Origin of the sequence: Micromonospora sp. MW-13, from assembly GCF_003434305.1 — a bacterium.
Lineage (GTDB): Bacteria > Actinomycetota > Actinomycetes > Mycobacteriales > Micromonosporaceae > Micromonospora.
In genome coordinates this window covers 24,186-48,665 of the sequence record NZ_QKKX01000001.1, presented here as the reverse complement: position 1 = coordinate 48,665, position 24,480 = coordinate 24,186, and the positions used below count along the sequence as shown (strand labels likewise).

At 72.3% G+C, this 24,480-nt stretch carries 21 protein-coding genes; 13 read left to right on the top strand and 8 right to left on the bottom strand.

Annotation, left to right across the window (positions count from 1 at the left end):
* Positions 1-38: 38 nt before the first annotated feature.
* Positions 39-731 carry an adenosylcobinamide amidohydrolase gene (locus C5N14_RS00235; RefSeq protein WP_117664759.1) on the bottom strand — a complete coding sequence of 231 codons (693 nt, stop codon included), beginning with the start codon at positions 729-731 and terminating at the stop codon, positions 39-41.
* 219 nt (positions 732-950) lie between these two features.
* Here C5N14_RS00235 and C5N14_RS00230 point away from each other — a divergent pair, with 219 nt between their 5' ends.
* The 9 genes from C5N14_RS00230 to C5N14_RS00190 all read left to right on the top strand — a co-directional run bounded on the left by C5N14_RS00230 (position 951) and on the right by C5N14_RS00190 (position 12,114).
* Positions 951-1,628 (top strand): Crp/Fnr family transcriptional regulator, encoded by a 678-nt coding sequence (locus C5N14_RS00230; protein WP_007073398.1) that lies wholly within the window; start codon positions 951-953, stop codon positions 1,626-1,628.
* A 71-nt stretch (positions 1,629-1,699) separates the two neighbouring features.
* Positions 1,700-2,446: a metallophosphoesterase gene (locus C5N14_RS00225; RefSeq protein ID WP_117664758.1), complete on the top strand. Its 747-nt coding sequence runs from the start codon at positions 1,700-1,702 to the stop codon at positions 2,444-2,446.
* A 625-nt stretch (positions 2,447-3,071) separates the two neighbouring features.
* Complete coding sequence (locus C5N14_RS00220; protein WP_117664757.1) at positions 3,072-3,674, top strand: TetR/AcrR family transcriptional regulator; 603 nt, start codon at positions 3,072-3,074, stop codon at positions 3,672-3,674.
* A 44-nt stretch (positions 3,675-3,718) separates the two neighbouring features.
* Positions 3,719-4,540 carry a TIGR03084 family metal-binding protein gene (locus tag C5N14_RS00215; RefSeq protein ID WP_117664756.1) on the top strand — a complete coding sequence of 274 codons (822 nt, stop codon included), beginning with the start codon at positions 3,719-3,721 and terminating at the stop codon, positions 4,538-4,540.
* On the top strand, positions 4,537-6,237 hold the full coding sequence (locus C5N14_RS00210; RefSeq protein ID WP_117664755.1) for an acyclic terpene utilization AtuA family protein: 1,701 nt from the start codon (positions 4,537-4,539) through the stop codon (positions 6,235-6,237). Before C5N14_RS00215 ends, C5N14_RS00210 begins: the two co-directional genes overlap by 4 nt.
* Positions 6,234-7,373, top strand: a complete 1,140-nt coding sequence (locus C5N14_RS00205) for an acyl-CoA dehydrogenase family protein (RefSeq protein WP_117664754.1) — start codon at positions 6,234-6,236, stop codon at positions 7,371-7,373. The genes C5N14_RS00210 and C5N14_RS00205 overlap by 4 nt, the downstream gene beginning before the upstream one ends.
* Positions 7,370-8,971, top strand: coding sequence for an acyl-CoA carboxylase subunit beta (locus tag C5N14_RS00200; protein ID WP_117664753.1), 1,602 nt, complete (start codon positions 7,370-7,372; stop codon positions 8,969-8,971). The genes C5N14_RS00205 and C5N14_RS00200 overlap by 4 nt, the downstream gene beginning before the upstream one ends.
* Before the next feature lie 12 nt (positions 8,972-8,983).
* Positions 8,984-10,954, top strand: a complete 1,971-nt coding sequence (locus C5N14_RS00195; RefSeq protein ID WP_117664752.1) for a biotin carboxylase N-terminal domain-containing protein — start codon at positions 8,984-8,986, stop codon at positions 10,952-10,954.
* Positions 10,951-12,114 (top strand): acyl-CoA dehydrogenase family protein, encoded by a 1,164-nt coding sequence (locus C5N14_RS00190; protein ID WP_117664751.1) that lies wholly within the window; start codon positions 10,951-10,953, stop codon positions 12,112-12,114. The genes C5N14_RS00195 and C5N14_RS00190 overlap by 4 nt, the downstream gene beginning before the upstream one ends.
* 293 nt (positions 12,115-12,407) lie before the next feature.
* Here the strand turns inward: C5N14_RS00190 and C5N14_RS00185 are convergent, their stop codons facing one another.
* Positions 12,408-12,602, bottom strand: a complete 195-nt coding sequence (locus tag C5N14_RS00185) for a DUF397 domain-containing protein (RefSeq protein ID WP_117664750.1) — start codon at positions 12,600-12,602, stop codon at positions 12,408-12,410.
* A 12-nt stretch (positions 12,603-12,614) separates the two neighbouring features.
* Positions 12,615-13,445, bottom strand: coding sequence for a helix-turn-helix transcriptional regulator (locus C5N14_RS00180; protein WP_243639008.1), 831 nt, complete (start codon positions 13,443-13,445; stop codon positions 12,615-12,617).
* A 214-nt stretch (positions 13,446-13,659) separates the two neighbouring features.
* On the opposite strand from C5N14_RS00180, the gene C5N14_RS00175 reads away from it, so the two are divergent.
* From C5N14_RS00175 to C5N14_RS00160, 4 genes are read left to right on the top strand one after another with little or no spacing between them, the layout of a single operon-like run.
* A complete protein-coding gene (locus tag C5N14_RS00175; RefSeq protein ID WP_117664748.1) occupies positions 13,660-13,845 on the top strand; it encodes a hypothetical protein in 186 nt (61 codons plus the stop codon).
* Positions 13,842-14,060 (top strand): hypothetical protein, encoded by a 219-nt coding sequence (locus C5N14_RS00170; protein WP_117664747.1) that lies wholly within the window; start codon positions 13,842-13,844, stop codon positions 14,058-14,060. Before C5N14_RS00175 ends, C5N14_RS00170 begins: the two co-directional genes overlap by 4 nt.
* Positions 14,060-14,326, top strand: coding sequence for a hypothetical protein (locus tag C5N14_RS00165; protein WP_117664933.1), 267 nt, complete (start codon positions 14,060-14,062; stop codon positions 14,324-14,326). Before C5N14_RS00170 ends, C5N14_RS00165 begins: the two co-directional genes overlap by 1 nt.
* Positions 14,327-14,369: 43 nt before the next feature.
* Complete coding sequence (locus C5N14_RS00160) at positions 14,370-16,067, top strand: hypothetical protein (protein ID WP_117664746.1); 1,698 nt, start codon at positions 14,370-14,372, stop codon at positions 16,065-16,067.
* Here C5N14_RS00160 and C5N14_RS00155 read toward each other — a convergent pair.
* From C5N14_RS00155 to C5N14_RS00135, 5 genes are all read right to left on the bottom strand, one after another.
* Positions 16,060-17,205 (bottom strand): phosphatidylserine/phosphatidylglycerophosphate/cardiolipin synthase family protein, encoded by a 1,146-nt coding sequence (locus C5N14_RS00155; protein WP_117664745.1) that lies wholly within the window; start codon positions 17,203-17,205, stop codon positions 16,060-16,062. The genes C5N14_RS00160 and C5N14_RS00155 overlap by 8 nt on opposite strands.
* A gap of 80 nt (positions 17,206-17,285) precedes the next feature.
* Complete coding sequence (locus C5N14_RS00150) at positions 17,286-20,351, bottom strand: NACHT domain-containing NTPase (protein WP_117664744.1); 3,066 nt, start codon at positions 20,349-20,351, stop codon at positions 17,286-17,288.
* A gap of 197 nt (positions 20,352-20,548) precedes the next feature.
* Positions 20,549-21,595 (bottom strand): hypothetical protein, encoded by a 1,047-nt coding sequence (locus C5N14_RS00145; RefSeq protein ID WP_117664743.1) that lies wholly within the window; start codon positions 21,593-21,595, stop codon positions 20,549-20,551.
* The gene (locus tag C5N14_RS00140) at positions 21,592-22,533 is read right to left on the bottom strand and encodes a transporter substrate-binding domain-containing protein (protein ID WP_117664742.1); all 942 of its coding nucleotides are present in this window, start codon (positions 22,531-22,533) and stop codon (positions 21,592-21,594) included. The genes C5N14_RS00145 and C5N14_RS00140 overlap by 4 nt, the downstream gene beginning before the upstream one ends.
* Positions 22,534-22,664: 131 nt before the next feature.
* A complete protein-coding gene (locus C5N14_RS00135) occupies positions 22,665-24,476 on the bottom strand; it encodes an alpha/beta hydrolase (RefSeq protein ID WP_117664741.1) in 1,812 nt (603 codons plus the stop codon).
* Positions 24,477-24,480 lie beyond the last annotated feature (4 nt).

Genomic DNA, 24,480 nt, shown 5'->3' with positions numbered 1-24,480 from the left:
GCCGGGCAACGCGCTGACGATGGCCGATCGGTCGGACTTCAGGCCGTACGTCGTTGCGACCACGGCACCACGGAGCCGGCCCCGCCGGCGAGCACGGCGGCGTGCACGGCCCGGGCCAGCGGCGCTCCCCAGGTGGAGCGCGGACCCCCGTACGCGGCCGGCGCCCCGTCGACCGGGCAGAGCACGGTGACCGCGTCCGTGGGGGTGCCGGTGGCCACCAGCCCCAGCTCCCGGATCGCCTGCACCTTCGCCTCGGTCGCGGTGGCCACCGCGTTGACCAGCGCGGCGTCGCCGAGCCGGGCGGGTACCTGGATCACGATGTTGACGGTGCCGACCCGCGCCCCGGACTCGGCTGGGGCGGGCTCGGGCACGGTGGATCCGGCCGGGGCGGGCTCGGCGGCCTGGAGCGGGGTGCCCAGCCCGACCGTGGCCCAGACCCGCACGCCGGTGTCGGTCCGGGCGACCACCTCGGCGACGTCGACCCCGGTCAGCAGCCCGACGCCGGGCCCGTCCAGGCCGAGCTGGCCGGCCAGCCCGGCCAGGTGCTCGGCCGGGTCGTCCCGGTGGTACGACATCGGCACGGTCGCGTTGACCACCCAGTTCCGGACACCGATCCCGCCGCCCAGCGGCGCGGAGCTGACCGCGAGCAGCGGCCGGTCGGCGCGCCAGACGAGCAACGGTACGTCCCACCCGTCCTCGTGGCGGCTGGTCAGGGTCGGCTCGGTCAGCACGCCGCAGACCCTACGTCCCGGGCGCGTCGCGGGCGGGCCGGGGCCCACCGAACCGGCGATCATAGTGGTTGATCAGGTTGGGCGGGGTTACGCCCAACGATCAAGATTCCAGGGGTGCACCTCTGATTACTGCTCACGTGCGCCTAGACTGGCCTCGCGCGAGGGATCAGCGGACGGCGGACCCGGCCGACGGACGGCACGCGCAGGCGGAGGTGCGCGATGGACGAGGTACTGGCCCGCAGCGGGATCTTTCAGGGGGTCGACCCGGAGGCTGCCGAGGCGCTCGCGAAGGAGATGGAGACGATCGAGGTCCGCAAGGGCGAGGTCGTGTTCAACGAGGGCGAGCCCGGCGACAGTCTCTACATCCTCCTGTCCGGCAAGATCAAGGTCGGTCGCCGGGCGGCCGACGGCCGGCAGAACCTGATCGCCGTGATGGGCCCGTCGGACATGGTCGGCGAGCTGTCGCTCTTCGACCCGGGCCCCCGGACGGCCACGGCCACCGCGGTGACCGACACCCGACTGGTACGGCTGCGCAAGCAGGCCCTGCGGCCGTGGCTGAACAACCGGCCCGAGATCGCCGAGCAGCTGCTCCGGGTGCTGGCCCGCCGGCTGCGCCGGACGAACGACTCGCTGGCCGACCTGATCTTCACCGACGTGCCGGGGCGGGTCGCGAAGAACCTGCTCCAGATGGCCGGCCGGTTCGGCACCCGCGACGGCGGCGTGCTGCGGGTGACCCACGACCTGACCCAGGAGGAGATCGCCCAGCTCGTCGGCGCCTCCCGGGAGACCGTGAACAAGGCGCTCGCCGACTTCGCCTCGCGCGGCTGGCTGCGGCTGGACGGCAAGAGCATCATCATCCTGGACCCGGAGCGCCTGGCCCGCCGCGCCCGCGTCTGACCGCCCGGCCGTCCCGTCTGCCCCGGGCAGAATCGCTGGACGGCCCGGCTGGCGGGCGGGACGGTGGGACCATGCTGGAACGTGTCGCCGTCCTGTCCGACGTCCACGGCGCACTGCCCCCGCTGGAGGCGGTGCTGGCCGAGCCGGACGTCGCCGCCGCCGACCTGATCGTGCTCACCGGGGATGTCGCCGCCGGCCCGCAGCCCGTCGAGGTGCTGGACCTGCTGGCCAGCCTCGGCGACCGGGTCCGCTGGGTGGGCGGCAACGCCGACCGGGAGTTGGTCGAGGCGCGGGCCGGGAAGCCGTCGGACATCGACGTGTCGAACTGGGCCGCGGAACAGCTCCGCGACGACCAGGTCGAATGGCTGGCCGGGCTTCCGCTGACGGTCACCCTGCCGGTAGCCGGGCTGGGCGAGGTGCTCTTCTGCCACGCCACGCCCCGCGACGACGAGGAGATCGTCCTCGTCGACTCCCGGATGGCCCGGTGGGCGGAGGTCCTCTCCGGCGTCCCGGCCGCGGTCGGCACGGTGGTCTGCGGGCACACCCACATGCCGTTCACCCGACTGGTCGACCGCCGGCTGGTGGTCAACGCGGGCAGCATCGGCATGCCCTACGGCGGGCCCGGGGCGGACTGGGCACTGCTCGGGCCGGGGGCGCAGCTACGACGTACGGCGTTCGACGTCGATGCCGCCTGCGCCCGGGTGGCGACGGAGTCGGGCTTCCCGGACGCCGCGGCCTGGGCCGACGAGTACCTGCGATCCCGGCACAGCGACGCCGACGCGCTGGCGGTGTTCGGCCCCCTGACCCGGCAGGGCTGACCCGACAGGGCTGACCCGACAGGGCTGACCCGACAGGGCTGGCCGGTCCCGAGACGGTCGACCGGTCGACCGTCGACCCGACCTGAGGCTGCTGCTTTGGCCGCCCGGGATCCACGCTGCCGGGCCGACCGACCCGAGGAAAGCAGGGTTGCTCCACGGGCGGGCCGCGGTCTCGCGGCAGCCCCTGCCTGCCTACCCGCCGCCTATGGAGCTGAGTCGTCTGCGTCATCAGAACCGGATGGCGACCCGTCCACGACATCAGCTCCAAAGCACGGGACGGCGATCCGTCCACGACATCAGCTCCAAAGCACGGGACGGCGATCCGTCCACGACATCAGCTCCAAAGCACGTCGGCGATGCCACCTGGCCCGCGACATGCCGGCCCGTCACCTGGTCTTTCACAACATGCCGACTCGACTCCTTGAACCCTTGAACCCGTGAACCGTGAACCCCGACCCTTCGCCCCGGCCCTTTGTGCCCAACCAGGACAAGCCAGCCCCGCCGCCACCACCGCCGGCACCACCGACACCGACACCGGCACCGGCACCGGCACCGGTGAACCGTTTGGGCCGGGGCCGAAAAAGTCAGGCTTGACTGTTTGTTTTGGCGGCGGCACGCTGTCCCCGTGTCCGCATCGACCCGCGTCCCTCAGCAGGAGCGCAGCCGTGCCACCCAGGCCCGGCTGCTGGAGGCGACCGTCGAGTGCCTGGTCGAGCACGGTTGGTCCGGTACGACCACCACCGTGGTGGCGGCCCGGGCCGGCGTCTCCCGGGGCGCCCAGCTGCACCACTACCCCACCAAGGCCGCCCTGGTCACCGCTGCGATCGCGCACCTCGCCGAGCGCCGCGCCGAGGAGCTGCGCACGGAGACCGAGGCGCTGCCCGCCGGGCCGCAGCGGCTCGATCGGGTGATCGACTTGCTCGGTGCCGCGTTCACCGGGCCATTCTTCGTCGCCGCCCTCGAACTGTGGGTCGCCGCCCGCACCGACGCCGAGTTGCGGCGCGCCCTGGTGCCGCTGGAGGCCCAGGTGGGGCGGGAGATGCACCGGCTGACCGTCGCGCTGCTCGGGGTCGACGAGCGCCGACCCGGCGTCCGGGAGGCCGTACAGGCCACCCTCGACCTGCTGCGCGGGCTCGGGGTGGCCAACCTGCTCAACGACGACTCGGCCCGCCGGGCCGCCCTGCTCAGCACCTGGAAGCGCCAGCTCGCCGCCCTGCTCACCCCCTGACCAGCCGCAGAGGCCCACCCGGCCTCACCCGCCCTGGAGGTCCCATGGTCGACCGCACGGACCTGCTCACCGACCTGCTCACCGACCTGGCCGACGAGTCCGGCGAGCTGGACGCCCTGGTCGCCCCCCTCCCGTGGGGCGACTGGGCGCGGGCCACCCCGGCACCCGGCTGGACGATCGCCCACCAGATCGCCCACCTGGCCTGGACCGACCACGTCGCCCTGCTCGCCGCCACCGACCCCGGGGCGTTCTTCGCCTCGGTGACCTCGGCCCCCGACCTGGGCCGGCTGGTGGACGACGGCGCCGAACAGTTCCTCGCCCCGGCGGCCAAGCTGTTGGCCCGCTGGCGGGCGGGCCGCACCGCGCTGGCCGACGCGCTCGCCGCCGTCCCGGCCGGGGAGAAGCTGCCCTGGTACGGCACCCGGATGTCGGCCACCTCGATGGCCACCGCCCGGATCATGGAGACCTGGGCGCACGGCGAGGACGTGGCCGACGCGCTCGGCGTCACCCGCGCCCCGACCGCCCGGCTTCGGCACGTCGCGCACCTCGGCTTCCGTACCCTCGGGCACGGCTTCACGGCCCACGGCCGGGCAGTGCCGACGGCGCCGGTGCGGCTGGAACTCGCCGCGCCGGGCGGCGGCACCTGGGCGCACGGCCCGGCGGACGCCCCCGACCGGGTGACCGGCCCGGCGCGCGACTTCTGCCTGCTGGTCACCCAGCGCCGGCACCGCGCCGATCTGGCCCTGGTCGCCGCCGGGCCGGTCGCCGACGAGTGGCTCGACGTGGCACAGGCGTTCGCCGGCCCGCCGGGTGCCGGCCGCGAACCGCTGGAGGGGCGGGCCCCGGCCGCCGGGACGACGGCATGACCGCGCCGCTGCGGGTCGGCAACGCGTCCGGCTTCTACGGCGACCGGTCCACCGCCTGGCGGGAGATGCTCGACGGCGGCGATTTGGATGTGCTGACCGGCGACTACCTGGCCGAGCTGACCATGCTGATCCTCGGCCGGGACCGGCTGCGCGACCCCGGCCTGGGCTACGCGAAGACGTTCCTGCGCCAGTTGGAGGGCTGCCTCGGCACCGCGCTGGAGCGCGGGGTGCGGATCGTGACCAACGCCGGCGGGTTGAACCCCGCCGGGTTGGCCGCCGCGATCGGCACGCTCGCCGGCCGGCTCGGCCTCACCGCCCGGGTCGGGTACGTCGAGGGCGACGCCCTCGCCCGCCCGGACGCGCTCACCGCGAACGCGTACCTGGGCGCGTTCGGGATCGCCGCCTGCCTCGACGCCGGGGCGGACGTGGTGGTCACCGGCCGGGTCACCGACGCGTCCCTGGCGGTGGGGCCGGCGATCGCCCGGTTCGGCTGGGGGCGGGGCGACCTCGACGCGCTGGCCGGGGCGACCGTGGCCGGGCACCTCATCGAGTGCGGTGCGCAGGTCACCGGCGGCAACTTCAGTTTCTTCACGGAGCTGCCCGACGGCGGCCACCGCCCCGGCTTCCCGATCGCGGAGATCCACCCGGACGGCTCGTCGGTGATCACCAAGCATCCCGGCACCGGCGGCGCGGTCACCGTGGAGACGGTCACGGCCCAGCTCCTGTACGAGGTGGGCGGCCCGGCCTACCTGGGCCCGGACGTGGTGACCTGGCTGGACACAATCGCGCTGGGCGTGGACGGGCCGGACCGGGTGCGGGTCACCGGGGTCCGGGGCAGCCCACCGCCCGACACCCTCAAGGTCGGGGTGAACAACCTCGGCGGGTTCCGCAACTCGATGACGTTCGTCCTGTGCGGGCTGGACATCCCGGCCAAGGCCGCCCTGGTCCGGGGTCAGATCGAGGCGGCCGTCGGCACGGACGGGCTGGAGTGCGTCCTGGCCCGTACCGACCACCCGGACGCGGGTGACACCGAGGCGGCGAGCGCGCTGCTGCACGTACACCTGCGCGACGGCGACAAGGGGCGGGCCGGGCGGGCGTTCTCGGCCGCCGCGGTGGAGCTGGCGCTGGCCTCCTACCCGGGCTGCACGCTGACCACGCTGCCCGGCGACGCCACCCCGTACGGGGTCTTCACCGCCGACGCGGTCCCGCAGGACGCGGTCGCGCACGTCGCCGTCCTCCCCTCCGGCGAGCGGGTCCGGATCGCCGCGCCGGCCGTGACGGCTGTGCAGAGGCCCCCGGTACAGCGGCATCCGTCGACCGGGGGCTCGCCGCCGCAGCCCACCCGGCGGGGGGCACTGGGCGAGCTGGTGGGGGCGCGGTCCGGCGACAAGGGCGGCGACGCGAACCTCGGCGTCTGGGCCCGCACCGACGCGACCTGGGCCTGGCTGCGCGGCTGGCTGACCGTCGAGCGGCTGGCCGGGCTGCTGCCGGAGACCGCCCCGCTGACCGTGGAGCGGTACGAGCTGCCGAACCTGCGCGCGGTGAACTTCGTGCTCCGGGGACTGCTGGGGCAGGGGGTGGCCGCGTCCACCCGGTTCGACCCGCAGGCGAAGGCGCTCGGCGAACTGCTCCGCTCCCGCGTCGTCGACCTGCCGACGGGGCTCGCCACCGGGCCGGCCAGGGAGGTGGTCCCGTGACCATCGTGGACACCCCCGAGCGGCGACAGCTCCGCGAGCTGACCCGGGCGTTCGTCACGAAGGAGGTGCTGCCGCACCTGGACGGCTGGGAGCGGGCCGGCGAGGTGCCCCGGGAGCTGCACGCCACGGCCGCGAAGCTGGGCCTGCTCGGCATCGGTTTCCCCGAGCGGGTGGGCGGCAGCGGCGGCGACCTGCTCGACTCGGTCATCGTCACCGAGGAGATCATCCGCTCCGGCGGCTCCTCGGGCCTGATCGCGGCGCTGTTCACGCACGGCATCGCGCTGCCGCACATCGTCGCCTCCGGGGACGGGGACCTGGTCGACCGGTACGTGCGGCCGACCCTGGCCGGGACCATGATCGGCGCGCTGGCGATCACCGAGCCCGACGGCGGCTCGGACGTGGCCTCGATCCGTACCCACGCCCGCCGCGACGGCGACCACTACGTGGTGAACGGGTCGAAGACGTACATCACCAGCGGGGTGCGCGCGGACTTCGTGACCACGGCGGTCTGTACCGACTTCCCGGGCAGCGGCTCCCTCTCCCTGCTGGTGATCGACAAGGGGACGCCCGGGTTCACCGTCGGCCGGCGGCTGGAGAAGCTCGGCTGGCACTGCTCGGACACCGCCGAGCTGTCCTTCGCCGACGTGCGGGTGCCGGCCAGCAACCGGATCGGCGACGAGGACACCGGATTCCTCACCCTCATGCAGCACTTCGCCGCCGAGCGGCTGTCGCTGGCCACGCAGGCGTACGCGACGGCGCAACGCTGCGTCGACCTGGCCGTGCGCTGGTGCCGGGACCGGTCCACGTTCGGCCGGCCGCTGGCCGGCCGCCAGCTCGTCCGGCACCGGCTGGCCGAGATGCACACCCGCGCCGAGGCGGCCCGCGCGTACGTGCACGAGGTGGCGGCCCGGGTCGCCGCTGGCGAGCCGGTGGTGACCGAGGTGGCGATGGCGAAGAACGTCGCGGTGGCCGCCTGCGACTTCGTCGTCGACGCCGCCCTGCAACTGCACGGCGGGTACGGCTACCTGCGTGACGCCGAGGTGGAGCGGCACTACCGGGACGCCCGCATCCTCGGCATCGGCGGCGGCACCACCGAGATCATGAACGAGATCGTCGCGAAGGGCATGGGGATGTGACCACACTGGACAGCGCGATCGACCCGTCCTCGCCGGCCCACCGCGCCAACCGGGAGGCGCTGCTGGAACGCCTCGCCGAGCTGGACGCGGCCCTCGACCGGGCCCGCGCGGGCGGCGGCGAGAAGTACGTGACCCGGCACCACGGGCGGGGCAAGCTGCTCCCCCGGGAGCGGATCGAGCTGCTGCTCGACCCGGACAGCCCGTTCCTGGAGCTGTCGCCGGTCGCCGCGTACGGGACGGACTTCCCGGTCGGGGCCAGCGTGGTCACCGGGATCGGGGCGGTGGAGGGCGTGGAGTGCCTGATCGTCGCAAACGACCCGACGGTACGCGGCGGCGCGGTGAACCCGTGGTCGCTGGCGAAGACCCGGCGGGCCGGCGAGATCGCCCTCGCCAACCGGCTCCCCATGGTGAACCTGGTCGAGTCGGCCGGTGCGGACCTGCCCACCCAGGCGGAGATCTTCATCCCGGGCGGCCGGGTGTTCCGCGACCTGACCCGGCTCTCGGCCAACCGGATCCCCACGGTCAGCGTGGTCTTCGGCAACGCCACGGCCGGCGGCGCGTACGTGCCGGGAATGTCCGACCACGTGATCATGATCCGGGACCGGTCGCAGGTCTACCTGGCCGGGCCGCCGCTGGTGAAGATGGCCACCGGCGAGATAACCGACGACGAGTCCCTCGGCGGCGCGGCCATGCACGCGGCGACGTCGGGGCTCGCGGACTTCCTCGCGTCCGACGAGCGGGACGGCATCCGGCTGGCCCGGCAGTGCGTCCGCCGGCTCAACTGGCGCAAACAGGGCCCGCCGCCGCGCAACCCGGTCCCGCAGCCCCCGAAGTACGACCCGGAGGAACTGCTCGGTATCACCAGCGCCGACCTGAAGGTGCCGTTCGACCCGCGCGAGGTGCTGGCCCGGGTGCTCGACGGCAGCGACTTCGACGAGTTCAAGCCGGCGTACGGGACGGCCCTGGTGACCGGGTGGGGCGAGCTGCACGGGTACCCGGTCGGCGTGCTGGCCAACGCCCGGGGGGTGCTGTTCAGCGAGGAGGCGCAGAAGGCCGCCCAGTTCATCCAGCTCGCCAACGCGTCCGACACCCCGCTGGTCTTCCTCCAGAACACCACCGGCTACATGGTCGGCACCGCCTACGAGCAGCGCGGCATCATCAAGCACGGCGCCCTGATGATCAACGCGGTGTCGAACTCGAAGGTCCCCCACCTGACCGTCAACCTGGGCGCGTCGTACGGGGCCGGCAACTACGGCATGTGCGGGCGGGCGTACGAGCCACGGTTCCTGTTCACCTGGCCGAACGCCAAGTCGGCCGTGATGGGGCCGGCGCAGTTGGCCGGGGTGCTGTCGATCGTGGCCCGGCAGGCCGCCGCCGCCCGGGGGAACGAGTACGACGAGGACTCCGACGCCGCCATGCGGATGATGGTCGAGCAGCAGATCGAGTCCCAGTCCGGGGCGCTCTTCCTGTCCGGCCGGCTCTACGACGACGGGGTGATCGACCCCCGGGACACCCGTACCGTCCTGGGGCTGTGCCTGTCGGCGATCCACAACGGACCGGTGAGGGGCGCCGACGGTTTCGGCGTCTTCCGGATGTAGGGGCTGCCACTCATGATCACCCGACTGCTGGTGGCCAACCGGGGCGAAATCGCCCGGCGGGTCCTCGCCACCTGCCGGATGCTGGGCGTCGAGACGGTGGCCGTGCACTCCGACGCCGACGCGGACGCGCCGTTCGTCGCCGAGGCCGACCAGGCCGTACGCCTGCCGGGGAGCACGCCCGCCGAGACGTACCTGCGGATCGAGGCGATCCTCGACGCGGCCCGGAAGTCCGGCGCGGACGCCGTGCACCCGGGCTACGGCTTCCTCGCCGAGAACGCCGAGTTCGCGGCGGCGGTGACCGACGCGGGGCTGACCTGGGTCGGTCCGCCGGCCAAGGCGATCGCCGCGATGGGCGACAAGATGGCGGCCAAGGCGCTGCTGGCCGACGCGGGCGTGCCGATGCTGCCCACCTGGACCGACGCCGACGAGATCACCGACTTCCCGGTGCTGGTGAAGGCGTCCGCCGGGGGCGGCGGCCGGGGCATGCGGATCGTCTCCGACGCCGCCGGCCTGGCCGAGGCCGTGGCCTCCGCCCGGCGGGAGGCGGCCGGCGCGTTCGGCGACGGTACGGTCTTCGTCGAGCGGTACGTCGAGCGGGGCCGGCACGTCGAGGTGCAGGTCTTCGGCGATGTCCACGGCACGGTGCTGGCGTTCGGGGAGCGGGACTGCTCGATCCAGCGCCGGCACCAGAAGATCGTCGAGGAGGCCCCGGCGGTCCTGCCCGACGGGGTGCGCGAACGGCTGCACGCCGCGGCGGTCGCCGCCGCCCGGGCGGTCGGCTACGTCGGCGCGGGGACGGTCGAGTTCCTGCTCGCGCCCGACGGGGAGTTCTACTTCCTGGAGATGAACACCCGCCTCCAGGTGGAGCACCCGGTCACCGAGGCGGTCACCGGGCTGGACCTGGTCCGGCTGCAACTGCTGGTCGCCGAGGGCGAGCCGCTGCCGCTGGCGGCCACCCCGCCCGTCACCGGCCACGCGATCGAGGTGCGGCTGTGCGCCGAGGACCCGGCGGAGGGCTTCCGGCCGGCCACCGGCACCCTGCACCGGTTCGCGGTCCCCGGCGTGGCGGGCATGTTCGCCCCGACCCGCGGGCTGCGCCTCGACTCGGGTGTGGTGGACGGTTCGACGGTCGGCGTGCACTACGACTCGATGCTGGCCAAGCTGGTCGCCTGGGCCCCGACCCGCGCGGAGGCGGCCCGGCTGCTGGCCGGCGCGCTGGCCCGGGCCGAACTGCACGGGGTGACCACCAGCCGGGACCTGCTGGTCCGGGTGCTACGCAGTCCCGAGTTCGCCGCCGCCGAGGTGGACACCGGCTTCCTGGACCGGCACGACGAGGTGTTCGCCCCGCTGTTGCCGCCCGACGGGGTGCCGCTGGCCGCCCTCGCCGCCGCGCTCGCCTCGGCGGCGGCCCGCCGGTCGGCGGCCACGGTGCTCGCCGGCCTCCCCTCGGGCTGGCGCAACGTGCCAGCCTTCCCGCAGGTCGCCCGCTACGCCGGGCCGGGCGGCGAGATCGACGTGCGGTACCGGCTGGACCGCACCGGCGCGCTCGCCGACTGGGCCACCGACCCGGCGACGCGGCGAACCGTGGCGCTGGTCGGGGCGGCCCCGGACCGGGTGGTACTCGACGTCGACGGGGTGCGACGGGCGTTCCGCGTACACCGGGTGGGGTCGGCGGTCTTCGTGGACGGCCCGGACGGGGCGGCGAGCCTGGCCGAGCTGCCCCGCTTCCCGCTGCCCGGCGCGGAGCTGGCCGCCGGGTCGCTGCTCGCGCCGCTGCCCGGCGCGGTGGCCCGGGTGCACGTCGAGGTCGGTCAGCGGGTCGCCGCCGGTGACCTGCTGCTGACCCTGGAGGCGATGAAGCTGGAACATCCCGTGCTCGCCCCGACCGACGGCGTGGTCGCCGAGCTGCCGGTGCCGGCCGGCGGCCAGGTGGACACCGGCACCGTGCTGGCCGTGGTCAGCCCCGAGGAGGACCCCCGATGAACTTCGACCTCACCGAAGAGCAGGACCAGCTCCGCGACGCCGTCCGGGCGCTGGGCCGCAGGTACGGCCACGGCTACTTCGTCGAGAAGGCGAAGGCCGGCGAGCACACCACCGAGCTGTGGGACGAGGCCGGCCGGCTCGGCTACCTCGGCGTCAACATCCCCACCGAGTACGGCGGCGGGGGCGGCGGCATCACCGAACTGGCCATCGTCTGCGAGGAACTGGCCGCCGCCGGCTGTCCCCTGCTGCTGCTCGTGGTCTCCCCCGCCATCGCCGCCACCGTGATCAACAAGCACGGCACCGAGGACCAGCGCAAGCGTTTCCTGCCCGGCTTCGCCGACGGCTCGCTCAAGGTGGCCTTCGCGATCACCGAGCCGGAGGCCGGGTCGAACTTCCACCGGCTCGGCACGGTGGCCCGCCGCGACGGCGACGACTGGCTGCTGTCGGGCCGCAAGTGCTACATCTCGGGCGTGGACGAGGCGCAGTACGTGCTGGTCGTGGCCCGGACCGAGGACGCCTCCACCGGCAAGCTCAAGCCGGCGCTGTTCGTGGTGCCGACCGACGCGCCGGGGCTGACCCGGTCCAAGCTGGACATGGAGATCGTCTCCCCGGAGAACCAGTTCCTGCTCTACCTCGACGACGTGCGGCTGCCCGCCGACGCGCTGGTCGGCGAGTCGTTGGACGCCGGCCTGCCCGCCCTGTTCGCCGGGCTGAACCCCGAGCGGATCACGGTCGCCGCGATGGGCGTCGGCACCGGCCGGTACGCCATCGAGCGGGCCAGCGAGTACACCGCCACCCGCAAGGTCTGGGGTGGCCGGAGCATCGGCACCCACCAGGGGGTGTCCCACCCGCTCGCGCACGCGGCGGTGCAGGTGGAGCTGGCCCGCCTGATGATCTACAAGGCGGCCACCCTCTACGACGCCGGCCGGGACCTGGAGGCCGGCGTCGCCGGCAACATGGCCAAGTACGCGGCCGGGGAGGCCGCCGCGCTCGCCGTGGACACCGCCGTGCAGGCGTTGGGCGGGGCGGGGATGACGACGGAGTACGGGGTGGCGACGCTGTTGGGGGCGGTGCGGGCTGGACGGATCGCCCCGGTCAGTAGGGAGATGATCCTCAACTTCGTGGCTCAGCACGTGCTGGGGCAGGACAAGTCGTACTGAGATCCTTGAAATGGCCTATAAATTCGTCGCGAAAGCTTCGAAGGTTCGAATCCTCCACCCGCCAGCAAGCGCGATTAAGGCCCCTCGTAACTCCGCAGCCGGTTCCATGGTGGATCACCTTGTGGTGCAGGTATTCCTGGCCGCTAGGCCGGACGGGGCGGACGACCGCGCTCGCCGACCTCAAGCGGTCGCGTGGGGGTAAGAGGCCCGCTGGGCCAGAGAGAGCAGGCCCTGACAAAGACTATTGAGCACAGATCTATCCGTTCCCGCACACCAGCGCCACCAGCAGACATTTAGGCGTCGAACCTCACAGCCTTCAAATGCCGAATAAAGCCAGCCCACTGGACTGTCGTGAAGGACAACACGGGGCCTTGCTGGTCCTTGCTGTCGCGGACCATGATCTTGGCCAGGTTGTCAGCTACCTCGACGCAGCTACCGGACGACCCAGAGCGAGTGCTCTTCTTCCACTCTGCGCGGGACACGTCCATGCCAACCTCTTCCTACGCGGCCAACTCCTGAGCGATCGCACGAAGCGTATCCCGCGTGTCCGCAGGCGAGAGAGCCAGAGCACAGAGCTGTTCGAACGCCGTGGCGTAGGCCGCGACCTCCGCCGGTCGCTCCAGGTAGAGCGCCCCCGTGAGCGTGTCCATGTAGACCAGGCGGTCCTCGGCTGCGTCGGGGTACGGCGCGGGCAAGTGCGGGAAGTCGAGGATCGTAAAGCTGCCGTCGAACCCGGTGCCCGCTTCGAACGGCAGGAGTTGGATCCGCAGCCGGGTACGGGTGGAGTGATCGATCAGTTTCATGATCTGCGCGTGCAGCACCTTCGGTCCCCCGACCACGCGGCGAACCGCTCCCTCATCGAGGACGACCCGTAGCACCGGCTGGTCATCGCCGCCGAGGATGGCTTGACGCTCCATCCGCAGCGCAACCTGTCGTTCCACCTCCTCGTCGCGCATCGCCACGGGAGCGCCCCGGAAGACAGCGCGGGCGTAGTCCTCGGTTTGCAGCAGCCCGTGCACCATCTGGCACTCGTAGATCCGCATGGCGGACACTTCTGATTCCAACCCGACGTAGGTCGCGAACCAGTCGGGCAGCACGTCGTTGTACCACTGCCACCAGCCACGCTGCCGCGCTTGCCGGGCCACCGCGATCACGGCTTCGGCTTGGTCGCCGTCCACGCCGTACAGGTTCAGCAGCGCCCGCACGTCATTGGGGTGTGGCCGGACCTCGGCCGTCTCGATGCGGCTGAGCCAGCTCGCATCGTGGTCGACCCGCCGGGCCGCCTCCGCCGACGTGATGCCGGCCCGGTCTCGGAGCTGTCGCAGGGTCATCGCCAGCCGTCGGCGTCTGACAGTGGGGCTCTGACGTGGGGGCATACCGCCATCTTGACAGCTACCGACGAGAATTCCGTTCGCAACACGCCAACCGAATTCCGAAGCTCGCACATTGCGGATTACATGCAGGCATGGGACGGTGTTGCTAGATGTGGCGGTCGGATGACCGTGCGTGGCCCGGCCGCCACGTCCCCTCACGCGGGAGGCTTGGATGCACAGACGCGTCGACTACGGCCAGTACCTGACCGCCGTCGCGATGACCCTCGCTCGCCGGCACAAGCCGATCTGGTCATGGATCAGGTGGCGGCACGTCTGCAAGTGCGGCAACGAGCTGCCCTGCCGGCACAAACACAAGATCCCGGTCAACCGGGGCCACTGGCCGGGTGAGGACCGGTGATCGAGCACGGCCCCGTCCTGCCCGTCTGGCTCTGCGCCGGCTGCGCCGCCCCCTGGCCCTGCGCCACCCGCCGCCACGAACTGCTCCAGGAGTACGTGGCCTCGCCGATCGCCCTGGCGCTCTACATGGGCTCGTACTACGTGTCCGCCAGCCAGGACATGAGCTGGGCCCCGGCGGGGACGCTCCACCGCCGTTTCCTCGGCTGGCTGAGGTGATCGACTTCCGGGCCGGGACGGTCTTCCACGTGACCCGGGCAGCGAGCCCCCAGTTCGTCCAGCCGGTCTTCTTCCGGCTGATCCGGGTGCGGAAGGACTGGATCACCTACGACGGCTGGATCTGGCTCGACGGCTACCAGCTCAACGCCAAGGGCGACGCCGTAGTACAACGCTTGATCTTCGTACAGCCGGCTGGGTTGATCGTGCAGACTGCGCCCCTCCCGCCGGGCCCCCGGAGGTCCCCCAGATCCGTCACTCGCGCATAGGTCGGTGTCCGGATGGGAAGAAGATCATGAGTAGTGTCGGCGCGTGCCAGCTGACCTGATTGCCTCTACCGACCTCGCGAACCACGCCCGCGTCGCGCTCGCACGCTCCGGCGCGGTGCCGCCCGAGTGGAGGGCGGATCTGGCTGATCGGGTCGAGTGGGCCGTGGCCCGGTTCGATGGCGGTGACCACGCCGGTGCGGCCGACGAGCTGATGGCATGCCTGGATGGCTGGCTGCCGAAGGAGTTTGCTGCGGCGGCGCCCCGAATCCTTACCGGTGAGCAGGCTGTGCGGGTTGCGACCGCCGCGCTCGACGGCGAGCACCCGTACCGTCCGTTCGTCAGCGGGCGCAACGATCCCGACCATGCGGTCGCCGGGACGCTGGCGCGACTCGTGGCCGGCGACCCTGACGCGGAGGCGGCGCTGCTTCGGGCCGTGCTGGTGGTTCGGCCGAACGAGGATCGTGGGTTGGCCCGCTATCGGGTTGCGCGGATCTCGGCGGTATTCGCGGTGCTGGCTGAGGCGCACGTCGGTGAACCCGCGTACCTCGACCGTTGGTCGGCGCTGCTGCACGAGGCCGACCGGCCCCGCCTTGCTGCGGCAGCCGCCCTGTTGGGGCCCCTCGGCCTGGCCGAAGCTGAGCGGCGCTGCGTAACCGTCGAGGATGTCGACGGTGAGCGGCTCGTCGGCGCGTTCCTCACGGCGGGCCGGTTCGACGACGCGCTTACGCTGGCGAAACGGCTCGGCCCGAATGAACAGCAGCGTGCGCTGCTGGCACTGGCGGCTCCCGGACTCCCGGCCGCGCGCGCGAAGGCGCTCGTAGCGGCGTTCCGGAAGTGCCCGAAGGGGAGCCGCGAACGCGACGCTCAGATGATGTACCAGCACCGGTTCGCGCAGCTGTTCCTGGCGCTGGACCGGGTCGACGATGCGCTTGTCGTCCTGAGTCGGATGCGGGACTGCCGCGTGTCGGGTTACGGGCCGGGCCCGCTCGCTCGTGAGTTGTTGCGCTGGCTTGGCTGCCGGCGCGAGGCGGCAACCCCGGAGCGGCTCCGCGCTGTGCTGGACGTGCTGGCCGACCCGCGGGTCATTCCGCAGGAGCTTGCCGCCGTAGTCGCGGAGGTCGTACCGCTCGCGCACGCCCTGGCCGACGAACATCTGCGAGCCGAGCTCGTCGATGTGCGCGTGCCGCGGCTACGGGCGCGCCTGCGAGGCGTACGGCGATGGGTGCTGATGGCCGACGTCGGGCTCGGTGCCGCACTGGTCGAAGCTGGGGACGTCACCGCGCTCGACTCTGTGTGTGTGCAGGCTGCCAGCGGCCCGCCCGAAACGCGACTGAGCCTGGTGCTGGCGCGGCTGGCCGTCCGCACCGGGTTGTTGGCGCGGGACCGGGAGCTGTTCACCCGCCTGATAGGTGGCGTGTTGCAGGAAGGCAGCTGGGGTGCCGTCGAGGTGCTGCTACCGACCCTTGACGCGGGGGCCCGCACGGTCGTGCCGGACGCGATGGCGGCGCTGCCCGCCGGCGGCCATCGCCGCGTGGTCGTCCCCGTGGCGCGTTTCGCTGAGCAGGTCGGCGACTCCGGCCTGCTCGCTGCCATGCTCGATGCGGTACCAGACGCTCAGAATGCGCGGCGGGTGGCGGGTCGGGCCGCCATGGCGCTGGCTCGCTGCGGCGAGCTGACCGACGCCCTGGACATCGCCCGCCACTGCGGTCTGGTCGGAGGAGCAACGGCGGGTTTCAGCTGATCGGCACGGCGGCGTCCCGCAGCGCCCAGAAGTTCGACCGGTACTGGTCGTGGATGGTCGCCGACTGGACCCGCAGCAGCGCCTCGTCGTTCTCGCGGAGCGCGGCGTTGGAGTAGTTGTGGCTACCGGTCACCACCCACTTGGTGTCCTTCTGCCCGTCGTACGTTCCCTCGATGAGCAGGTACTTCGAGTGCACGATGTAGTCGCCGCTGATCCGGTACAGCTTGATCCGGCTGTGCCCGGACAGGATGTTCAGCACGTCGGCATCGGTGTCGGTGTAGACGACCTCCACCCAGCACTTCTGGTCGGCCAGGGCCCGCAGCTTGTTCGCGATCGGGTTGCGGCTGAAGTGCCACATCCCGATCCGGATGATCGTCCGTCCGGTCTCGGTGCCCGTCGAGGTGTTGCCCTCACAGGAGACGTTCTCGTTGAGCATGTTGTAGATCGTGTCGGTGTCCTGGGTGGTGCCGGCGCGGGGGAAGAAGTACGACTTGGCGTTGCCGCTGGACGTGGTCCGGTAGTAGTCGTTGTTCTTCACCTGTGCGGCAAGATCGCTGTGATAGGCGACGTAGGAGGTGTAGACGGCGGTGTTGCCGACGAGCGTCACCGCGTTGTTCCAGTAGCGCTCGGCGTTGTCGTTGGTCAGGTTGGCCGAGCTCTGCACCAGGACGTTGGTTGACCCGAGGGTGTCGGAGAACAGGAAGAACTTGTTGTGCATGATCGGCGAGTTGAGGTTGCCGATGCAGGCCCGGTCGGTGGTGCAGACGGTCACCCAGGAGGCACCGGCCCTGTTCGTGCCAAGCTTGCTGATCAGGTCGGTCACCGCCGGATAGGCGCGAGACTGGCTGTCGACCACGACCCGCACGTTCACCCCCCGGTCGTACGCGGCCGTCAGGTCGTTCGACACCCGGGTCAGCGAGAAGTGGTACATCGCCACCCGGATCGTGGACCCGGAAGCGGCACCCTGAATCAGCCGCTGGACGTGTTCGACGATGGCGTACTGCTGACTGGCCACCGTGGGATTGTTGAAGACCGCGCCGGAGGTCACGGCCGCGACCGCCGGTGTGGTCGGGGCCAGGATCGCGGCGGCGGCGAGGCCGCCCGTGACGAGTAGCCCGGCGATACGACGCAAAAGCATGAGACTCCCCTCGGTAACGGTACGGTTGGACGGACTGGGGCACCGAGCACGGCATCAGACGCCTCCGTCAGCCGACCGGTTCAGCCGGCCGGGGAGTCGAGCAGGCCCTCCGCATCGGTGTTGTGCCGCTGGAGCAACGCCCGGTAGGGGTTACGCAGAGCCCGCTTCCGCCGGCTGGTCCAGATGGTCAGGACCACGATCGCGATGGCCACCGCCGAGAGCGAGAACGCGGTGGAGAAGACTCCGATCCACCCGGCGAGGGTCGGGACGCCGATGAACGCGCTCGCCGCGAGCAGCACGGCCGCACCGAGGAGGACGGCGAAAATGGCCGGCAAGGGAGGTTCGCCAGCCTTGCCGGACACGAACATGGCGACGAAACCGACCAGGGAGAGTGCCAGGGACAGCACGACCACCACGGCGAGCCAGCGCGGTCCCCACACCCACGATCCGGTCAGCGTGGCCACCGAGCGGACCACCCCGATGCCGACGAGTGCGACGCCGAGCAGCACTCCGATGGTGACGGCGATGCTGCGGCACACCGCGAGCACGGTCGGAGCCTCGGGCCGCTCGTGCAACGTCCGCCAGTCGCGGGTTTCGGCATCGAGGCTCGTCGAGAGCCAGAGTCGGGCGGCGAGGCCGACCAGCACGGGCCCCGGAAGCTGCCTCAGCAGCGCGTTGCGCGAGTCGCTCGCGCGCAGGTCGAGCACCGTCAGGGCGAGCCGACGAGCCAGCTCCGGTTCCGATCTGTGGATCAGATCGAGCAGTTGCTCCACGTCGACGGTGGTGAGGTCCGCAGCGGCGACGCGCCGTCGGTGCCCGAGCCGGCGGGCGGCGGCGACCAGAGCCTCGCTCACCTCCGCAGGCACCTTTCCGGTCTTGAACGGGCTCGGCTTGGCGCCGATGCCCAGTGCCAGCCGGACGTCCACTCCCTCCAGGTCCGGGGGCACGTCCTCCCCCGTCGACCGGTCGATCAGCCAGCCCACCCGTCCCATCGTCCGGGCCATCGGATCCGTGGCGCTGGCGGTGAAGGGCACCCACAGCCAGTCGTACCATTCCGGATCCCCGTCGCGCGCGAACGGGCCGGGGTTGAAGTGGCACAGTTCGTTCTCGACGTCCGGGGCACCGATCAGCGCTGCCAACCGCCACGCGGCCCGTACGGCGACCGGCCCGGCGCCCCACAGTTGCTCTGCGACCGCCACGGCGGCGGCCGGAGTCCCGATCGCTGCGAGGTCGTCCACGGCGACCAGCGAGCCGGCCTGCGCCCGGTCCAACAGGACCGGGATGGCGAGTTCGCCGGTGGACCGAAGGGCCGCCCGGGCCGTGGGTGAGTCCTCCGCGAGTTCGCTGAGTGCCTCGATCGCCTCCCGGCGGCGGGACTCGGCCAGGGCAACCGCCGCGTCCTCGCCGATCGGCCCGCCAGCCGCCGCGGCCACCCGGAGTTGGTCGATCAGGCGTTGACCGAGGGGCCCGGCGTTGCCCGCCACCGCGCCCAGGGCGGCCAGCACGAGATGTTTGTCCGTGCCGGACTCGCCTAGGTGCAGCAGGAACCGGTCCACGATGTCGCCGGCCAGACGCTCATCGATCTGCCGGGCCTCGGCCACGCACTCCAGGGCGAGGAGCTGATCCCGCTCGTTCCCGCCGAGAATCCGCCGCACCAGGCCGGAGGCGTCCCGGTTGGCGCCGGCGCACCACAGCTTGACGGTCTCCCGCCAGCGCTTCGGGTTCTCCGAATAGAGGGTGAACAGCCGCTCGGGGTCGTCGGCCAGCTCCACCGCCGCCAGGTACTCCTGAAGGGTGAGGTGGGCGAACTCGTAGAGCAGATTGTTGTCGTCGGTGCGCAGCAGCAGTCCGCTGCGCTCGATGATCTCGTCGATCAGGTGCGGCAGATTGTCGCCGTCCAGCCGGAACCGGGGCAGGACGCGGCTGAGCGCCGCGTAGATCTCCTCCTCGGAGATCACCCGCTGATCGGCCTGCCCGGAGGTCGCCCCCTGGGCGGCGAGCGCGACGGCGCGCAGCGCCATCAGCTTGTGGCCGGCCTTGTAGCGGGCGAGGCTGCCGTGGCGGCCGAGGTCGCGGTCGCGCCGGAGCAGGTGGTCGACCGCCTGCTCGTAGAACTCGGCCCGGGAGTTGGGCATCATCGGTCCCGCGCCGGGATCGGCCTCGTACAGGGTGGCGATCATGGTCAGCATCAGCGGGCTGCGGGCGAGCCGCATGACGGTGGGGCTGCCGCGCAGGTCCGCCAGCAACTGCTCCACCGCTTGCCGGGGGTCGGTCGGCTCCTCGTCGCCGGAGAGCCGGCGATGCCGGGTGAACCACAGTCGAAGGAAGTGCCGGATGCCCGCGTCGTCGAACCCTGCCACCCGGATCTCCCGGTCGAACGTCGGCCGCAGGTCGCCGTCGTACACGGCGTCTCGGCAGGTGACGACGATCTGGCAGGTCGGGTAGCGCTCGGCGAACTCCTTGATGTCCTGGACGACGTCGGCCCGCCGGTCGGTGACCACCTCGTCGAGCCCGTCGAGGAAGACGCAGAGCTGACCGTGGGCGAGGGCGAGCGGGGTGACCTGTTCCGCATCGGCCACCAGCGGCGGGGTGGGCTTGCGACGCTGGCGGCCCCGGCCGGGATGCTCGTCGTCCGGGCGGTTGAGCGCGTCCACGACGAGCTGCTGGATGGACCGGTCCTGTCGGTTGTACCGCGTCAGCTCGACCAGCACCGGGACCCGGTCGGACTCCTCCGGTCCTGCGGCCCAGCGGAGCATCGAGTGGCGCAGCAGCATCGACTTTCCCGCACCGGCCGCGCCGAGGACGACGGTACGGAGTCCGGTGCGCAGGTCTCGCTGGACGTCGATCCGCCGGCCGTCCTGCTCGTACTGCAGCGGCACGTAGACCTCGCCCAGGTCGACCGACACGTTCTGCAGGAAGCCCAGCTCCACGCTGCTGTACGTGCGGAGGGCCCAGGCCCGATAGCGACGCCAGTCGTCCTCCCGGACACCACGGCGCCGACCCGAGATCCGCCGCCACGCCCGGGCCAACGCCCGCTGGGCCCAGTCCGAGAAGAACTGCTGCGCCACGCCGGCGACCACGGTGAGCAGGAAGAGCCCGACCGCGGCGTACTGCAGGCCGAAGGGCAGCTCGGGCAGCTCTGGCACGCGATCGTCTCCTCACCATCCGACGCTGGACCAGAGCCCACCGTAGTCGCCGGCCAGAACGACGCCACTCCACTGAGGAGATCGACCCACCATACCGTTCGGACGGCCGGCTATGTCCCTGCCGGTGCTCGGGGAAGGCGGGCTGCCGGACGCCGTCGCCGGACCACTGACCGTCCCCGCGCCGATGGCGCCGAACGTCAGCCCGTCGAGCGGCAGGCGGCGTCGATCCGGTTCGCCGGGCGGACCCGTCGCCCCAGCCCTTCCAGCAGCGAGTCCTCCACGTGGAAGTCGTGCACCCGCAGCCGGTGCCGGGGCAGCTCCTCCTCGCTCGGGCAGAGCACCTGCGCCTTCACCTGGTCGATCGGCACGTACCGGACGCCGCCGCGCTCCTGGAGCAGCACCATGTTCACGTCGTCGACGACGACCACGTGGCCGCGCACGTCCTCGGTCGTGCCCGGCGTGGCCTCCACCGTGGTCACGGTCAGCGGCAGGACGGGCGTGCTGATCACCGGCAGCGACGCCCAGACCAGCATGGCCAGCACGGCGGCCTCGGTGACCGAGGCCAGCGGCCGGATCACCGCCCCGGGCAGCGGCCCGGCGATGGTGAGCGCGAGCACCGGCGGGACGACGAACAGGGCCAGGACCAGCAGTTCCCGCTGTTGCCAGGCGTCCAGCAGGGTCGGCGCCAGGAAGAACAGGTACCCGCCGAACAGGGCGGCGACGATCAGCACCCGGGCCGCCGCCACGTCGTGCAGCCGATCCGGGCGGAGCTGGAACGCGGCGGCGAGAGCGGGCAGCAGCAGCGGCAGATAGAGCAGCGGCCAGGTGACCAGGGCGATCAGGAAGCTGGCCAGCACGAACCACGCCGGGGTGATGTCCGCCCAACGGGCGAAGAGCGGGCGGCGGTACCCGGGCAGCCGGTCCACGCTGACCCCGAGCACCGCGCCGAGGGCGAACACCGCGACCAGGCCGGTGGAGAGCAGCCGGGCCGCCGTGGTGAGGAACCCGGCGAGCAGGTTGACCGGCCCTACGTTGGCGACCAGCAGCAGGGTGGTCTGTAGCTCCCCGCCGGCCTCCACGCCGAGTCGGAGCACCGAGAAGATGGCGGGCACGGCCACCACGACCGTCCAGAACGACTGGCTGGCCCTGGCCCGACGCTCGTCCGGGTCCCGCCCCCGGGCGGGCCGGGGCGTCGACGGGTCGGCGCCCACGTCGCTGCCGCCGGCGACGGTCGGCGCGGTCACTTCCGGGGCGCCTTGTCGTCGAAGTCCACCAACTTCGGCACGTTCAGCGGCGGGGGCTGGACCTTGGGCGCTCGCAGCCACGGCCCGAGGGTCTGGTGATACGCGGTGAGCCAGGGGCTGCTCAGCCCCTTCCGCCCCTGCTGGTAGCTCTTGTCGAGGAAGAACGCGACGAGGTCCCGCAGCGCCGGGTCGCTGATCGGCACCCCGACACCGATCTGCTCGCTGGTGCCGAAGGGCATGTCGATGATCGTGAAGTCCTTCGGGTGCTTGGAGAGGAAGCCGGCGAGGATGGTCTCGTCCGAGCTGACCGCGTCGTAGCGTCCCTCCAGGATGCCGTCGACGCAGTCGCCGACCTCCTTGACCACGAACACCCTGATCTGGTGCTTCCCCAGCTCGGCCTCCGTGGTGGAGCCGCCGCTGGTGCACACCTTGTAGCGGGGGTCGCGCAGGTCCTCGATGGTGCGGATGCTGTCCTTGAGCCGGGTCGGGACCATCGCCTCCTGGGTGGTCACCAGGTACGGCCCGGCGAAGCTGACCAGCTTCTCGCGCTCGTCGGTCATCGAGAAGGTGGAGACCACCAGGTCGACCGCCCCGCCCTGGATTGCGGGAATCCGGTCCTCCGTGGCCACCGGCACCCACTCGATGCGCTTGTCGCCCTCGTATCCGAGCTGGGCGGCGATGTACCGGGCGATCTCGACGTCGAACCCGGTGTAGGTGCCGCCGTGCAGCTCGCCCATCAGCGGGCCGGTCGTGGAGACGCCGATCTTCAGCGTCGGCTGGCCGTAGATGTGCGTCTCACGGAGCTTCTCGTTCACGGAAGGGAGCGGCGACTCCTGCCGGCTGTCGCAGCCGGCGGCAGCCGCGAGGGTAAGGGTCAGCGCGACCGCCACGGTGGTGGCGACCGAGCGGACCCGGGACCGGGTGAGGAACATTTTCATCGGCGACCTCGCTGACCGGCGCACCTACGGAGACACCGAGGGTAGCCGCTCACGTCCATTCGTGTGGTCATCCGCGCGGTCGGACCCGGGGGTACGGCGGCGCCCGATCGTCACCGTACCCCCGGGTGTCCTCAGCGGACGGTCAACGAGCCGATCCCGGGCAGCGGGGCCACCACGGGCGGCAGCCGCTTCGGCTCGCCCCTGGCCGGTGCCCCCTGGCGGGCCAGGGCGCTCTTGGACGCCGGGGCCCGCTCGGCCGCCGCCTCCGCGGGCTGCTCCACGAAGGGCTGGACGTCACCGACGCAGACCTTGCCCTTGGCCGGCAGCGTCCCCCTGATCAGGTAGGCGTCGACCGCGCCGGTCGCGCACGCCGAGGTGCCGTACGCGGTGTGCCCCCAACTGTCGCTGCTGAGCAGGCGGCTGTTCGGCAGCAGGGCCGCCGAGCCGACCGCGCCCTGGTAGTTGGTCGCCGGGTCCCAGTAGTTGCCGACCACCAGCACCGGGGCGCTGGTCCGCCTGGTGAACGGGCCGGTGTAGGCGTCGGTGTCGCGCACGGTCCAGGTGTCGCGGGCGCACGGCGCGGTGCCCCAGGCCCAGAGCCGGCCGAAGTACGGTGCCCGCTTGTCCTCCTTGGCGGCCAGGGCGGGCCAGGCGCCGGCGTCCTTCGGGTGGTATGCGTCGGTGCAATCCACCCCGAGGAAGGTCTCCAGGCCGTTGTTGTACGGGAAGTCGTACCCACGGCGCACCTGCTGGCGGGCGGTGGCGGCGCGCCGGGCGATCGCCGTCCGGGCCTCGGCGCGGCGGGCGGCCGTGCCGGCGGCGGGGTCGGTGAGGACCAGCAGGTCGGCGGTCATCCCGACGATGTCGTCGTAGCCGTACGGGGCGTAGAGCGCGTTCAGCGCGGCACCGACGAAGTCGGCGTAGCTCACGGTGTACGTCTCCCCGGTGTCCGGGTCGTCGATCACCACGGGCTTCTTGCGCAGCCGCTTCGCCACCAGCTCGAACGAGGCGACCGGGTCGCCGGCCGCGAGCGGGCAGGCCGCCGGCCCGGCCTTGTCGCAGCGCACCAGGATCTCGTGCAGCGCCGCGTACGCGCCGTCGGCGCTGCGCAGCCGGGTCTCCTGGAGCTGGTTGCGTGCCTTGCCCTGGCCCACCCAGGCGTTCGGGTTGAGCACGCCGTCGACGACCAGCGCGCGGACCCGGTCGGGGAACATGTTGGCGTAGTACTGGCCGAGCGCGGTGCCGTAGCTGAAGCCGAGGTAGCTCAGCTTCGGGTCGCCGACGGCCCGCCGCAGCACCTCCATGTCCCGGGCGACCTCGGCGGTGGACATCGCCCCGGTCAGCGGCCTGCCGGTGGTCGAGCACCCCTTGCCGACCGCCTTCGAGGCCGCCACGTACGCCTGCTCCTCGGCCTTCGTCCACGGGAAGGCCACGTTCAGCCCGGCGTACGCCTTGGTCTGCTCCTTGACCGACGGGAAGCACCTGACGTTCTGGCTGGCCGCGACGCCGCGCGGGTCGACGCCGACGATGTCGAACCGGTCCAGCAGGTCGTCGCCGAGGAAGTACGGCGCGGCGAGCGCGAGGTCGGTGCCCGAGCCGCCCGGGCCGCCCGGGTTGACGAAGAGGCTGCCGATCCGGCGCTGCTGGTCGCGGGCCTTGACCCGCAGCACCGCCACCTCCGTGGTGGCGCCGGACGGGGCGTCGTAGTCGCGCGGAAGGTCGACGGTGGCGCACTCGGCGTAGCCGTAGCAGGCGTACCAGTCGAGCTTCGGGGTGGGCACGCGGTCGACCCGCCGGGCCTCGACCGGGTCGGTCCGGTCCGACGTGGCCGGACGGCCCCAGCCGGTGGTCGTCGGCGCCGCCGAGGCGGGCGCGAGCGCCGTGCCGGCGAGGACGACGCCGGCGATTCCTGCTGCGGCCAGGGACCGGGTTCTCCGTGGCATGCGG